Origin of the sequence: Comamonas testosteroni, assembly GCF_014076415.1 — a bacterium.
GTDB classification, from domain to species: Bacteria; Pseudomonadota; Gammaproteobacteria; order Burkholderiales; family Burkholderiaceae_C; genus Comamonas; species Comamonas testosteroni_F.
Genome location: NZ_CP043568.1, coordinates 4,801,964 through 4,815,231 on the forward strand (window position 1 = coordinate 4,801,964; position 13,268 = coordinate 4,815,231).

Annotated in this window: 10 protein-coding genes; 5 read left to right on the plus strand and 5 right to left on the minus strand. The window is 65.9% G+C overall.

Features of this window, described 5'->3' with window-relative positions:
- A complete protein-coding gene (locus F0P97_RS22130; RefSeq protein WP_182284273.1) occupies nt 1–2,154 on the minus strand; it encodes a formate dehydrogenase subunit gamma in 2,154 nt (717 codons plus the stop codon).
- A gap of 308 nt (nt 2,155–2,462) precedes the next feature.
- On the opposite strand from F0P97_RS22130, the gene F0P97_RS22135 reads away from it, so the two are divergent.
- Nucleotides 2,463–2,906: a MarR family winged helix-turn-helix transcriptional regulator gene (locus F0P97_RS22135; protein ID WP_182284275.1), complete on the plus strand. Its 444-nt coding sequence runs from the start codon at nt 2,463–2,465 to the stop codon at nt 2,904–2,906.
- An 81-nt stretch (nt 2,907–2,987) separates the two neighbouring features.
- Here F0P97_RS22135 and F0P97_RS22140 read toward each other — a convergent pair whose 3' ends face one another.
- From F0P97_RS22140 to F0P97_RS22155, 4 genes are all read right to left on the minus strand, one after another.
- Nucleotides 2,988–4,304: an MFS transporter gene (locus tag F0P97_RS22140; protein ID WP_148748156.1), complete on the minus strand. Its 1,317-nt coding sequence runs from the start codon at nt 4,302–4,304 to the stop codon at nt 2,988–2,990.
- Nucleotides 4,305–4,645: 341 nt separating this feature from the next.
- Nucleotides 4,646–7,594: a cytochrome c gene (locus F0P97_RS22145; protein ID WP_182284277.1), complete on the minus strand. Its 2,949-nt coding sequence runs from the start codon at nt 7,592–7,594 to the stop codon at nt 4,646–4,648.
- Nucleotides 7,591–8,148 carry a (2Fe-2S)-binding protein gene (locus tag F0P97_RS22150; RefSeq protein WP_232538017.1) on the minus strand — a complete coding sequence of 186 codons (558 nt, stop codon included), beginning with the start codon at nt 8,146–8,148 and terminating at the stop codon, nt 7,591–7,593. Before F0P97_RS22150 ends, F0P97_RS22145 begins: the two co-directional genes overlap by 4 nt.
- Nucleotides 8,149–8,240: 92 nt before the next feature.
- A complete protein-coding gene (locus F0P97_RS22155) occupies nt 8,241–9,398 on the minus strand; it encodes an FAD-dependent monooxygenase (protein ID WP_182284279.1) in 1,158 nt (385 codons plus the stop codon).
- Nucleotides 9,399–9,721: 323 nt separating this feature from the next.
- On the opposite strand from F0P97_RS22155, the gene F0P97_RS22160 reads away from it, so the two are divergent.
- From F0P97_RS22160 to F0P97_RS22175, 4 genes are read left to right on the plus strand one after another with little or no spacing between them, the layout of a single operon-like run.
- Nucleotides 9,722–10,510 carry an Asp/Glu racemase gene (locus tag F0P97_RS22160; protein WP_269780064.1) on the plus strand — a complete coding sequence of 263 codons (789 nt, stop codon included), beginning with the start codon at nt 9,722–9,724 and terminating at the stop codon, nt 10,508–10,510.
- Nucleotides 10,511–10,521: 11 nt separating this feature from the next.
- Complete coding sequence (locus F0P97_RS22165; RefSeq protein WP_182284281.1) at nt 10,522–11,367, plus strand: alpha/beta fold hydrolase; 846 nt, start codon at nt 10,522–10,524, stop codon at nt 11,365–11,367.
- Between the two features lie 50 nt (nt 11,368–11,417).
- The gene (locus F0P97_RS22170) at nt 11,418–12,503 is read left to right on the plus strand and encodes a 2,5-dihydroxypyridine 5,6-dioxygenase (protein ID WP_182284283.1); all 1,086 of its coding nucleotides are present in this window, start codon (nt 11,418–11,420) and stop codon (nt 12,501–12,503) included.
- Nucleotides 12,500–13,177: an N-carbamoylsarcosine amidohydrolase gene (locus tag F0P97_RS22175; RefSeq protein WP_182284285.1), complete on the plus strand. Its 678-nt coding sequence runs from the start codon at nt 12,500–12,502 to the stop codon at nt 13,175–13,177. Before F0P97_RS22170 ends, F0P97_RS22175 begins: the two co-directional genes overlap by 4 nt.
- Nucleotides 13,178–13,268 lie beyond the last annotated feature (91 nt).

A 13,268-nucleotide genomic window follows, 5' to 3' on the forward strand; every position in this document is an offset into this window, starting at 1 on the left:
TCAGGCGGGGTTCACGGTCTGCACGGGCTCGATACCGAAGTCCTGCGGATAATGCTGCAGCGCAGAGCGCACCGGATAGGGGGTCATGCCGCCCATGGCGCACAGGCTGCCGTGCTGCATGGTGTCGCACAGGCTCTCGAGCAGCGCCACATTGGCCGCATGCTCGGCGCCGCCTTGACGCGTGATGCGGTCTATCACCTCCACTCCCCGCGTGGAGCCAATGCGGCAGGGCGTGCATTTGCCGCAGGACTCGATGGCGCAGAACTCCATGGCGTAGCGCGCCAGCTGGGCCATATCGGCGCCGTCGTCATGCACGACCAGACCGCCATGGCCGACCACATTGCCTTTTGCGGCATAGGCTTCATAGTCCAGCGGATCGTCCCAGTCCTCGGGCGCCACATAGCTGCCCAACGGTCCGCCCACCTGAATGGCCTTGACGGGCCGGCCGCTGGCCGTGCCGCAGCCAAAATCCTGCACCAGCTCGCGCAGCGTAAGACCGAAGGCCTTTTCCACCAGGCCGCCTTGCGCAATATTGCCTGCCAGCTGGAACGGCAGCGTGCCACGCGAGCGACCCATGCCATAGCCCTGATAGAAGGCCGCGCCCCTGGCCAGGATGATGGGCACGGTCGCCAGCGTGATCACATTGTTGATCACCGTGGGCTTGCCGAACAGGCCTTCGATCGCGGGCAGCGGCGGCTTGGCACGCACAATGCCGCGCTTGCCTTCGATGCTCTCCAGCATGGCGGTCTCCTCGCCGCAGACATAGCTGCCCGCACCCTTGCGCACCTGCAGATAGAACGCCTTGCCGCTGCCGGCCACATTGCTGCCCAGCCAGCCCGCGGCACTGGCACGTGCAATCGCCTCGTTCAGCACCTCAATCGCATGCGGATATTCGCTGCGTACATAGATATAGCCCTGCGTCGCGCCGGCGGCCAGACCAGCGATCGCCATGCCCTCGATCAGGCAGAACGGGTCGCCCTCCATCAGCAAACGGTCGGCGAACGTGCCCGAATCGCCTTCGTCGGCATTGCAGGCAATGTATTTCTGCGGCTCGGGTGTAGCCGCAACGGTCTTCCATTTGATCCCCGCCGGAAATGCCGCCCCGCCGCGACCGCGCAGGCCGGAGTCCAGCACCTGCTGGACGATGGCTTCTGGCGCCATGGCCGCAGCGGCCCTGAGGCCTTGCCAGCCGCCATGGGCCTCGTAGTCCCGCAGGCTCAGCGGATCGACGATGCCCACGCGCGCAAAAGTCAGGCGCTCCTGGCGTGCCAGATAAGGGATTTGTTCGGTCAGCCCATGGCATAGCGCATGGGGCCGTCCCTGCAGCATGCCGGCATCCAGCAGACCCGACACATCAGCCACCTGAACCGGGCCGTAGGCCACGCGGCCCTGTGCAGTCTCGACCTCGACCAGGGTCTCCAGCCACAGCAAGCCGCGCGAGCCATTGCGTACCAGCTCCACCGCCAGGCCTCGCGCCGCGCACTCATGCTGCAGCGCCTGGGCCACGGCATCCGCGCCCACGGCCAGGGCTGCGGCATCGCGCGGCACATAGATGCGCGTGGCAGGAACAGCTTCACTTTCGATAGCCGGCTGCGTTTCATCGGCCTTGGTTTCAAGTTGGTTCTGCTGAATTTCCTCCAGCAGGGCATCAAACCGGTCCGCAGTCATCTGCGCATGGACTTTGCTCTCGTCGACCATCACGGCCGGCGACTGGGCACACAGCCCCAGGCAGTAAACCGGCTCAAGCGTCACGCTGCCATCGGCGCTCGTTCCATGGGCCTGGCAGCCCAGTGCCTCTTGCGCATGGGCGAACAGTGCATCGCCGCCACGCGACTTGCAGGCTTCGGCCCGGCAGATCTGGATCAGCGTCCTGCCGTGCGGCTGCTCGCGCAAATGCGGGTAATAGCTGACAACACCATGGACCTCGGCACGCGAAAGATTCAGGGCCTCCGCAATGACTGGCACGGCGGCACGCGGGATAAAGCCCAGCGCATTCTGCAGAGAGTGCAGCAGCTCGATCAGTGAACCGGGGCGCGATGCATGCTCGGCAATGGCGTGCTCGAGGGCTTCGCGTTCATGGCCACCGAGTGCAGAACCGGCACTGGCGGCTCCGTCGAAGGTGATGGGAATGATCTTCCCTTGAATGGCTGGCATGGGTGTCCCAACTGGCTTTCATTGTGGAAGCGAGGCGGCCTGTTCCGCAGACGCTTTGTCTCTCCTGCCATTTCAAGCCCTGACCGGCAAGCCGTCAAATTCATATTCCTGATTGCACCATTCAATGCGCGAATGAGCTGGCAGCCTGCGCCGATGTACTCTCAAGCCCCGCTGCTCCTCCTTGCTGCACGTGCTGCTTTGACGCGGTTTTGCAGCGTCTCGCCCATAGACCTGGCTTGTCGCAAATCACGGTAATTGGCGTGATTTTTGGTAAGCTCCAACGCATCATGATTCACCAGCCATCAGCCATGACGTCACAGGATGGCTATCACTTCTCGGACCAGATCGGCCATCTGCTGCGACGCGTCTATCAAAGGCATGCCGCGCTTTTCCAGCAGTACATTCCTGACTCTCAGCTCACGGCGGCGCAATTCGTGGTGCTGTGCTCCGTGCGTGACAACAAAGGCAGCTCGCTGGCCGACATCGTCAAGGCCACGGTGATCGACCAGGCCACCATACGCGGCGTGGTGGACCGGCTCAAGCAGCGCGAACTGGTGCAGGTGGAGCATGACCGCATAGACCGGCGCAAGGTCGTCATCAACCTCACCGAAGCCGGTCAGGATCTGGTGCACGACATGGAGCCCTTTGCCAAGCAGATCACCGAAAGCACATACGGCAAGCTCAATCCTGCGGAGCGTCTGGCGCTGGATTTCCTGCTCAGGAAGATGCTGGAAGGCAGCGACTCCGAATGAGCTGCTGCGGCCCCAAAAAAGCAAAGGCCAGAAGGAGCAATCCTTCTGGCCTTTTTGCTGAGCCGGCCGCTCAGACCGTCATCAGTCCAGCGCCCGGTTGCGCGACTCCACGTCCACCGCCCAGATCGACAGCGCACCACCGACCAGCATCGCCGACAGCACGGCCAGAGCCATGGTGAAGTGGGTGGCCATGATGGGCGCAATGATGGCCGGGGCGAACAGGCCACCGAAACGCGCCACGGCCCCCGCCATGCCCATGCCGCTGGCGCGCAGGTCGGTCGGGTAGACCTCGGGCGTGAAGGCATACAACGCGCCCCAGGTGCCCAGCAGCGAGAAGCTCATCAGCAGCGTCGATCCGATCACCACGAAGGGCGAGGAGCCCAGGCTGTAGAGCATGCAGCCCACGGCACTGAGCAGCAGAAACCCGATCAGCGTAGGCTTGCGGCCCCAGCGTTCCACGCCATAAGCCGACAGCGCAAATCCGGGCAGTTGCACCAGCGCCAGCACCACCAGGAAGACCTGGCCACGCATGAAGGCAAAGCCTTCGCTGCTGAGCTTGACGGGCAGGTAGACAAAGACGCCGTAGTAGGCGATGGAGATCAGCGCCCAGGCCAGGAACAGCGAGAAGCTGCGACGGCGCAGATCCTGCGAGAACAGGGCGAAAAGAGACTTGCGCTCCTGCTTTTCAGGCTGCAGGGCCGGGATGTCGACCGTGTTTCCGTTGACCTTGGCCACCCGTTGCAGCACCTTGCGCGCCTCTTCGGACTTGCCGTTGCGGTTCAGGTACATGGGCGATTCGGGGATGTAGAAGCGCAGCACCACGCCGATCAGCGCCGGCAGTCCGGTCACGAAAAAGATCACGCGCCAAGCATCCTCGCCCCAATATACGGCCACCAGCGCCAGGATGGCCAGGAAGATGGTGCCCACGGCCCAGAACGACTCCAGCAGCACCAGCCAGCGGCCACGGCGGTCGCTGGGCAGGAACTCGGCCATCATGGTGTAGTCCACGGGCAGCGTGCCGCCCACGCCGATGCCTGTGATGAAGCGAAGCACCAGCAGCCAGGCGAACTCTGGCGCAAAGGCCGAAGCCACCCCCGCAAGGGCGTCGATCACCACGGCCATCATCAGCACCGGGCGGCGGCCTATGCGGTCTGCCAGTCTGCCGAAGACGAAGGCACCGATCAGCATGCCGATGAAGAAGAAGGTGCCGGTCTGCAGCGCCTCGGGCACAGTCTTGCCGAAAGTCTTGGCAATGGACGGCGCACTGAAACCAATGGACAGCACCTGCATGGCGTCCGCCAGCCAGACCAGGCCGAAGATCACGAACAGCCGATACTGAAACTTGCCCACACCCGCAGTCTGGATGCCTTTTTCCACTGAAATATATGTAGATGACATGCAGGAACTCCTTTTTTAGCCATCGCAATTGTTGAATCTGTCTTTCTTGCAAGCACCGCCATTCGGCCCGGCCTATTCGTGCAGTGCTTCCCACCCATCACACATCCAGAGCGAACCACTCCCTCGGCGCCATTTCCATGGACCGATGAAAAAGATTCCAGATGTCGGTATCTGCATTCAGGCGATGGGCACAGTCCACACGGTCGGCATATCGATAGCTCCGTCCGTGGCTGTCCATCCCCTGTCCCCAGCATCAGATGTCCGGACCCAGACCCTGGAGAGATTCCAGGGCAAGAGATCCATATCCGCGGCATCGCCCGTGCCGCCGCCCATTGCAGCCCCTAGGGCGCATGCGCCTGCACCTTCGCGCGCAGCCGCTTAATCGTCTTCGTATCGTCTGGCCAAGCTTTCTCCTCCGGTGCAAATCGTTGACGCAAATATCCGAGCAGGTCCGCAATCTGCCTGTCGTCCAGGCTGTCCCTGAAGCCGGGCATATAGCCCAGCGCGTCGTCGGCTGGTGTCTGGACGCCGTTCAGGATGACCTGGAGCAGGTTGTCCGGGCTTGCTGCATGCAGGTTGGTGTTCAGCCCCAGCAGCGGCTTGACGCCGAACAATGTGGGACCGCTGCCCGCCTCATGGCAGACCGCGCAGGCGTTCTGGTAGATGCGCTCGCCATTGACCTGACGCTCCATCGCCGGGGCCGGCGTGGCCACGGGGGCGGCCACCGTTGTAGCAAGAGGAGCGACGGGCGCGGCCTGGGCCGGTGCGGACTGCGCATCCTGGCCCGGCAGCTCCATCAGATAAGTGGTCATGGCGCGCACATCGGCTTCAGGCAACTGAGCCAGGCCGTGGATGACGGGCGCCATGGGGCCTGCCGCCACGCCATGGCGGGCCGAGAAGCCGGTGCGCAGGTACTGGTAAAGCTCCTCACGGCTCCAGGGCAGCTTGCCGCCGGCCAGATGGTTGAGCGCGGGGGCGCTCCAGCCTTCGGCCTCGCCACCGCCCAGGTAGTGAATGCCGCTTTTTTCGGCACCCAGCGCATTGCGCGGCGAGTGGCAGGCCGCGCAATGCCCCGCGCCTTCGACCAGGTAGGCGCCCCGGTTCCATTCGGCACTGCGCGCGAGATCGGCCTTGAAAGGCGTGGCGTCGTGGAACAGCAGGTTCCAGCCCGCCATGGCCGGGCGCAGCTTGTAGGGGAAGGCCAGCTGCGTCTCGGGCGCCTTGGCCTTCACGGCGGGCTGGGACATCAGGTAGCCGTAGAGGGCCTGCAGATCGCCATCGCTGAGCTTGGCGAAGGCCGTGTACGGGAAGGCCGGATACAGCTGATGCCCATCCTGGTGGATGCCGTGACGCATGGCGCGCTCGAAGGCCGCGTAGGACCAGCGGCCGATGCCGGTTTCCTTGTCGGGTGTGATGTTGGTGGAGTAGATGGTGCCGAACGGCGTCTCCAGCCCCAAGCCGCCGGCATTGGCCGCGCCGCCCGGGGCGGTGTGGCAGACCACGCAATCGCCCGCAGCGGCCACCAGGCGGCCTCGCTCCAGGGCCTGCGGCGAGTACAGGGAAACGTCGGGCCCGTCGGTCAGCGGCAGGGCTGGCTTCAGTGGCCAGGCCATGGCGGCCATGCCGGCAAGGCCTGCGGCGCCTGCGGCCAGCCAGCCCCAGCCGCGCCCGGGCTTTGCCATGGAGGGCCTGCCCGCCACATCGCCCGCCAGCGCCAGGCGCAGCTGCTCGGGCTGGAAGGGCACTTCGCGCAGGCGTACGCCTGTTGCATGGCGGATGGCATTGGCAATGGCGGCGGCGGCGGGCAGCGTGGCCACGCCATCCAGCGCCAGATCGCCCTGGCGGATGACCGAGACATCGCCGGGCGCATGCTGCGCCAGGTCGGAGCCGGGCTTGGCGATCACATCGAAAGAAGCAGCAGAAGCTGTGGACCCTGCCCAGTCGTCAAAAGCGGGCACCGTGCCCAGCAGCCGGCGCGCATCGGCCAGCAATTGCGGGTCCTGCTGGACGATCTCGGGCCGCGTGCTGGCGGCCTGTACCGCCTGCAGGCTGCGACTGTCATGGCCGGCCACGACACGGATCACTTCGATCTCGCCCGTTTGCGGGTGCACGGCCACCTCGGCCACCCAGGCGCTCCAGGCATGCAGGTCGGCGCCTTGAGCATCCAGAGTCTGCAGCTGGGCAGTGGCGAAGCCCCGCCCCAGCAGGCGGCCACCGGCGTCCGGCTCGCTGGTGTCTTGCCGCGACGCCTGCGCACGATCGGCCACCTGCTGCGCCAGATCGCGCACCGGGCCTTCGGGCAGGTGCTGCAGACGCCATTGCAGCGGATCATGTCCCTGGGCCAGGGCCTGCTCATGCCAATCGCTTTCGCTCACGAAGATCTGGGCCGCATTCAGATCCTCAACACCGGCATGCCGCAGGCTGGCCAAGCCCTTGCGCTCGCGCACTTCGCCGGCATCGAGCACAGTGGCCAGCGCGACGGCATGCGTCAGATCGGGCTGACTCAACAGGCGCGCCATGCTGGGGCGCACGGCCCAGGGGGTGTCGGACAGCAGGTAGGGATGCGGCGATGCATTGCCTGCATGGGCCTGCACTGTCGTGCCGGCTTCAAGCGCCTGCGAAGACCGCAACTCCACGCGCAGCACGAGATCGCGGCTTTCGCCGACCCCCGCAGCCCCGACCTCGCAGGCCACGCTGACGGGCCGACCCACGGCATGTGACAACAGCACCGCGTCGGCGGCCGCATCCATGAGATCCAGCGGGTGCAGGCTGCCAGCCCCCGTCGTCGGCAGACTGAACAGCCGCAACGCGGATTCGGGCCATTGCAGCAGCGCGGCCAGTTCGCGGCCAATCATCTGCTGCACGTCGGCGCCGCAGGGCCGCAACCAGATGCTGGCATGGCCCTCCAGGCACCACGCGACCACGCGCGCAGGGCCTGCAGATCCGGCGTCTGCAGCGGCCATGCGCCAGACATAGCGGCCCGCTTCCGGAGACTCGGAGGAATGAGGAACGGGGCGGGCCGCCAAGGCCGCATGCGCGTCAAGCCAGACCGGTGCCAGGCCGGCAAGCGCCTGCCGCGCATGGACGGGCGCCACGGCCACCACGCCCAGAAAATGTTCACGCTGCACGGCGGCCACCACGCCAGCCATGGCCTGCGCCTGGTCCAGCCTCGCATGGGTGGGCACGCTGCCCTGGTAGCGCAGCCCGTCCCAGGCCGCGACGGGCGGGCGCAGCGTCAGGCCGTGCAGCAGGTCGGAAGGCAGGGCCGGGATGTTGTCGGCCGCGTTCATGGCTGGACCTCGCCCGTGCCGGAAGACGGAAAGCTCCGGGGTGCCTGCAGCGCGGCCCGTTCCGCACGCAGCTGCACGGCGCGCAGGGCTGCCTGCATGATTTCCACATGCGTTCCGCAGCGGCACAGGTTGTGGTGCAGCTCGTTGCGCAGTTCCTGCTCGGTGGGGTTCGGGTTGCGACGCAGCAAGGCCTCCACCGTCATGATCATGCCGCTCAGGCAGTAGCCACACTGGGCGGCCTGGCAGTCGATGAAGGCCTGCTGCGTGGGGCCAGGGCACTGGCGCGAGCCCAGACCTTCCAGCGTGGTCACTTCTCGGCCCACAACCGCCTTCACGGGAATCACACAGGAACGTGCGGCCACGCCGTCGATCAGCACCGTGCAGGCGCCGCACTCGCCCAGGCCGCAGCCGTACTTGGGCCCGTTCAGCTCCAGATCATTGCGCAGCACATGCAGCAGCGCCGTCCCGGGAGCGGCCGGTACCTCGCATGCGCGAGCGTTGACCTGCAGGGGAATGCGGTGGGTAAGACTGCTTGAGTGGACTGGGATTTCCATGGGACGAGGCTCTTGCAACTGCGGTTCAGGATGTCGGCGTTCTGCCGCCGGACAGGAGAGGGAGTCTCCCCTGCCCAGCTGGGCTGCGAGTATCAGGCAGTTGCCCTGACCTTGGGCTCGACCAGGGGCGCGTTGAACACGTCATAGCCGAAGCACCAGGACGGATCTTCGTTGGTTCGCAGCCAGGTGTTGTCGTGCGAGATGCGCTGCACCTTGCTGGCCCGCTCGGCGCGGTTGGCTTCATACAGCGCGAAGGCCAGTTCATGGTTGTGCGCGCCAACTTCCTTGAGGCAGCGCGCCAGCATGGCGCCGTCCTCGATGGCCATGGCCGCGCCCTGGGCCATGTGGGGCTTCATGGGATGGCAGGCATCGCCCAGCAGCACCAGGCGGCCACGGCTCCACAGCGGCAGCGGATCGCGTTCGAGCAGCGACCACTTGGTCACTTCCACGGTGGCGTCAATCAGCGCCTGAACTGTAGGGTGCCAGCCCGAGAAGGCCTCGCGCATCTCTTCCTTGCTGCTCTCCAGCCAGCGGTCGTTGAGGTCCCACTTCTCGACAGGCACGCCGGTCACGTAGTACAGCTCGTCGGCCTTGCCGGTAACGAAGTAGGTCATCATGTGGCGGTCATCGCTCCACCACTTCACGCAGGCGTCGAAGGGCAGCATGCCGGCCTTGACCTCGGGCGTGGGGAATACGGCACGGTGGGCCAGGTAGCCCGCGTACTTGGGCAGCTCGGGGCCCAGGAGTTCCTCGCGGATGCGGGAGTTCACGCCGTCGGCGCCGATAACGATGTCGGCCTCTTCGGTCGTGCCGTCGGCGAAGTGCATGACCACCACGTTGCCGCGGTCCTCCACCTTGGTGAGGAACTTGCCGTAGGCCATCACGCTGTCGGGCAGGGCCTCGACCAGCAGCGCATGGAAGTCGCCACGGTGCACGGTCAGGTAGCTGGCGCCGTATTCCTTGACGGCGTAGTCGCCCAGAGGGATCTGGGCCAGCACGTCGCCGGTCTGCCAGTGGCGGCTGTACCAGTAGTCAGGGTGGGAGCCCTGCTCGTTGAGCGCGTCCTCGATGCCAATGCGGCGCAGGATCTTCATCACATTGGGTCCGACGTGGATGCCGGCTCCCAGGCGAGAGAAGCTGGGCGCCTGCTCATAGACGCGGACATTGAAGCCTTCCTGGAGCAGCAGCTTGGCAGCAGCGGCCCCGCCGAGACCGGCACCGACAACGGCGATTCGAGGGGATTGAGACACAGTTTTTCTCCTTGCAGGAATGTTGAAAGCCAGACGGGGCAACCGTTGCTTCGGCGCGTCCATGAATGCTTAAAAGCAGGAAGCGTGCCAGGCAACAAAACGCTTAATTCAGGCGTATACACTTAAATTTTCAAAAATCATGCATGCACCATGGAGCGGCAGAATAAATTGGAATTCACCATTTTTGGTGCAATTTCCGCACCAAATAAGTACAAACACCGAGAAAACTCTCATTTGCAAGTCGGCATATCTTTTGCAAGAATAAAGCGTACACACTCAGTTGATTCTGATCAGAAACCCTCAAAACTCTGCAAAGGCAAGTCATGACCAAAACGTTCCGCATCGGCCAGATCGTCCCCAGCTCCAACACCACCATGGAGACCGAAGTGCCGGCCATGCTGCAGGCCCACTCCGCACTGCGCCCACAGGACCGCTTCACCTTCCACTCCAGCCGCATGCGCATGAAGAAGGTGCAAAAGGAAGAGCTGGCTGCCATGGACGCCGAGAGCGACCGCTGCGCGCTGGAGCTGAGCGATGCGCGGGTCGACGTACTGGGCTATGCCTGCCTGGTGGCCATCATGGCCATGGGCAAGGGCTACCACCGTGTCTCGCAGCAGCGCCTGACCGAGCGCACGGCCAGCAATGGCGCCATCGCCCCGGTGATCACCAGCGCCGGCGCGCTGGTGGAGGCGCTCAAGGTCATGGGCGCCAAGAAGATTGCATTGGTGGCGCCCTACATGATTCCGCTGACCCGGCTGGTCATGGACTACGTGGCCGCCGAAGGCTTCGAAATCGTGGACTGGCGTGCGCTGGAGATCCCCGACAACCTGGACGTGGGTCGCCATGACCCCGCCAAGCTGCCCGGCATCGTGGCCGACATGAACTACGCCGATGCCGATGTGATCGTGCTATCCGCCTGCGTGCAGATGCCCTCGCTGCCAGCCGTGGCCCAGGTCGAGGCCGAAACCGGCAAGCCCGTGCTGACCGCCTCCATCGCCACCACCTACGCCATCCTCAAGGAACTGGGTCTGGACCCCGTGGTGCCGGGCGCGGGCGCGCTGCTGTCGGGCGCCTATCCCTACGACAGCGGCACCAGCGCAGCCAAGGCCTGAGGAACACACGCATGACCAGCCACTCCAGCACCCCCAGCACATTCCGCTACGGCGGCAACGTCCACGCCAACGGCATCCGCCAGCACTACCTGCGCTACGGCGGCGCCGAGGGCGAACGCGCACAGCGCGACGCCGTCATCCTGATCCCCGGCATCACCAGCCCGGCCGTGACCTGGGGCTTCGTGGCCGAGCACCTGGGCCGCCAGTTCGACACCTATGTGCTCGATGTGCGCGGGCGCGGCCTGTCCTCGTCCGGCCCGGGCCTGGACTACAGCCTCGATGCCCAGGCCGCAGACGTGGCCGCCTTCGCCCAGGCCCTGGGCCTGCAGCGCTGGGCGCTGGTCGGCCACTCCATGGGCGGGCGCATCGCCGTGCGCGCCGCACGCAGCCAGCCGGCCGGGCTCACGCGCCTGGTCATCGTCGATCCGCCGGTCTCCGGCCCAGGCCGCCGCGCCTATCCGGCCGCCCTGCCCTGGTATGTGGACTCCATCCGCCAGGCCACGCTGGGCATGGATGCCGAGGCCATGCGCGCCTTCTGCCCCACCTGGACCGAAGAGCAACGCCAGCTGCGCGCCCAGTGGCTGCACACCTGCCACGAGCCCGCCATCGTGCAAAGCTTCGAGGACTTCGGCCGCGACGACATCCATGCCGATCTGCCCCGCATCCAGCACCCGCTGCTGCTGGTCACGGCCGAGCGCGGCGACGTGGTGCGCAGCGAGGACGTGGCCGAGTGGCAGGGCCTGGCCCCCCAGACCGAGCATGTACGCGTGCCCAATGCCGGCCACATGATTCCCTGGGACAACGAGGCCGGGTTCTACGTGGCCTTGGGCGATTTCCTCGGCGCGCGGGTGGACTGAATGTCCAACCGCAGCCCACTCCCATCCATCGCGACACCAAGGAGCCGACCATGTCCGTCAGCGATATCGATCTGATCCACGCCTGGAAGCAGGTGCTCACGCTGTCCCGGCTCGAAGCCGGCCAGACCGTCACCGTGCTCACGGGCGCCGACACGCACCCACAGACGCTGCGCTGCGCCATTGCCGCCTCCAGCGAAATGGGGGCGCGTGTCAACCGCCTGGACCTGCCGCCCGTCAATGCCGAAAAATCACTGAGCCGGGACTCGCTGGCCTACCTGGGGACGACGCCGCTGACCGGCAATCCCGCCGCCATCGCCGCGCTCAAGGCCAGCGACCTGGTGCTGGACCTGATGACGCTGCTGTTCTCGCCCGAGCAGCACGAGATCCTGCAGACCGGCACCAAGATCCTGCTGGCCGTGGAGCCGCCCGAGGTGCTGTGCCGACTGGTGCCCACCGAAGGCGACCGCGCGCGCATTCAGGCCGCGGCAAAGCTGATCGAGGCGGCCGGGCAGATGCACATCACATCCGCGGCGGGCACCGACCTGCGCTGCCGCCTGGGCAGCTTCCCTGCCATCTGCGAATACGGCTTCGTGGACCAGCCCGGCCGCTGGGACCACTGGCCCAGCGGCTTCGTGCTGACCTGGCCCGACGAGGGCGAGAGCAACGGCCGCGTGATCCTGGACCGGGGCGACATCCTGCTGCCCATGAAGGACTACGTGACCGAGCCCATCGAACTCGTCATCGAAAAGGGCTACGTCACGCGCATCAGCGGCGGCCTGCAGGCCGACATCCTCAAGGAGTACATGGCCTCCTACGAGGACCCCGAGGCCTATGCCGTCTCCCACATCGGCTGGGGCCTGCAGCCGCGCGCCCACTGGTCCATGCTGGCCCACTACAACAAGGAAACCCACATCGGCATGGACGCCCGCGCCTTCGAGGGCAACTTCCTGTGGTCCATGGGTCCCAACAACGAGGCCGGCGGCAGCCGCACCACGGCCTGCCACATCGACATCCCCATGCGCCACTGCTCGGTGGCGCTGGACGGCAAGCCCACCGTCATCGACGGCGTGGTGCAGGACGAGGAAGGACTGGCGCGCGCCACCAAAAGGTCCAAGCAAGGAAAGGACATCGCATGACTACGGCAACCACCAACGCGCAGAGCATCCCCACCAAGGGCGTGCAGGGCGACATCTCCGCCTACGCACGCCAGGGCTTCGGCACGCCGCTGCCGCTCAAGGCCCCCTTCGGCCTGCTCATCATCGACTTCGTCAACGGCTTTGCCGACCCGGCCGTCTTCGGCGGCGGCAACATCCACGAAGCCATAGTCCAGACGCAGCACCTGCTGGCCCATGCGCGCGAGCGTGGCTGGCCCGTGGCGCACAGCCGCATCGTGTTCTCGGACGACGATGCCGACCACAACATCTTCTGCCTGAAGGTGCCCGGCATGCTGACGCTGAAGGAAGACAGCCACCACAGCGCCATCGTGCCCGAGCTGGCCCCGGCCGCTGGCGAATACGTGGTGCGCAAGAGCACGCCCTCGGCCTTCTTCGGCACCATGCTCGCCCCCTGGCTGGCCCAGCGCGGCGTGCAGACCCTGCTGGTGGCAGGCTGCGTGACCAGCGGCTGCGTGCGCGCCAGCGTGGTCGATGCCATGCAGTCGGGCTTTCGCCCGCTGGTGGTGGCCGACTGCTGCGGCGACCGCGCCCTGGGCCCGCACGAGGCCAACCTGTTCGACATGGCCCAGAAGTACGCGGCCGTGATGCCGCTGAGCCAGGCCATCGCCGACACCGACGCCCTCTGCGCAGGCTGATCCCACCGCGCCAACGCGCCTATGGGGCCGGCCCTGCGCAGCCGGCCCCGGAGTGCATAACATGCACAGGGCACGCCTGAAAGCGTGCCTG

What these genes read in the sequence shown, in the direction of transcription:
- F0P97_RS22135 (WP_182284275.1), top strand. Translation starts at nt 2,463, where the DNA reads ATGACGTCACAGGATGGCTATCACTTCTCGGACCAGATCGGCCATCTG.
- F0P97_RS22160 (WP_269780064.1), top strand. Translation starts at nt 9,722, where the DNA reads ATGACCAAAACGTTCCGCATCGGCCAGATCGTCCCCAGCTCCAACACC.
- F0P97_RS22140 (WP_148748156.1), bottom strand. Translation starts at nt 4,304, where the DNA reads ATGTCATCTACATATATTTCAGTGGAAAAAGGCATCCAGACTGCGGGT.
- F0P97_RS22170 (WP_182284283.1), top strand. Translation starts at nt 11,418, where the DNA reads ATGTCCGTCAGCGATATCGATCTGATCCACGCCTGGAAGCAGGTGCTC.
- F0P97_RS22175 (WP_182284285.1), top strand. Translation starts at nt 12,500, where the DNA reads ATGACTACGGCAACCACCAACGCGCAGAGCATCCCCACCAAGGGCGTG.
- F0P97_RS22130 (WP_182284273.1), bottom strand. Translation starts at nt 2,154, where the DNA reads ATGCCAGCCATTCAAGGGAAGATCATTCCCATCACCTTCGACGGAGCC.
- F0P97_RS22145 (WP_182284277.1), bottom strand. Translation starts at nt 7,594, where the DNA reads ATGAACGCGGCCGACAACATCCCGGCCCTGCCTTCCGACCTGCTGCAC.
- F0P97_RS22150 (WP_232538017.1), bottom strand. Translation starts at nt 8,148, where the DNA reads ATGGAAATCCCAGTCCACTCAAGCAGTCTTACCCACCGCATTCCCCTG.
- F0P97_RS22165 (WP_182284281.1), top strand. Translation starts at nt 10,522, where the DNA reads ATGACCAGCCACTCCAGCACCCCCAGCACATTCCGCTACGGCGGCAAC.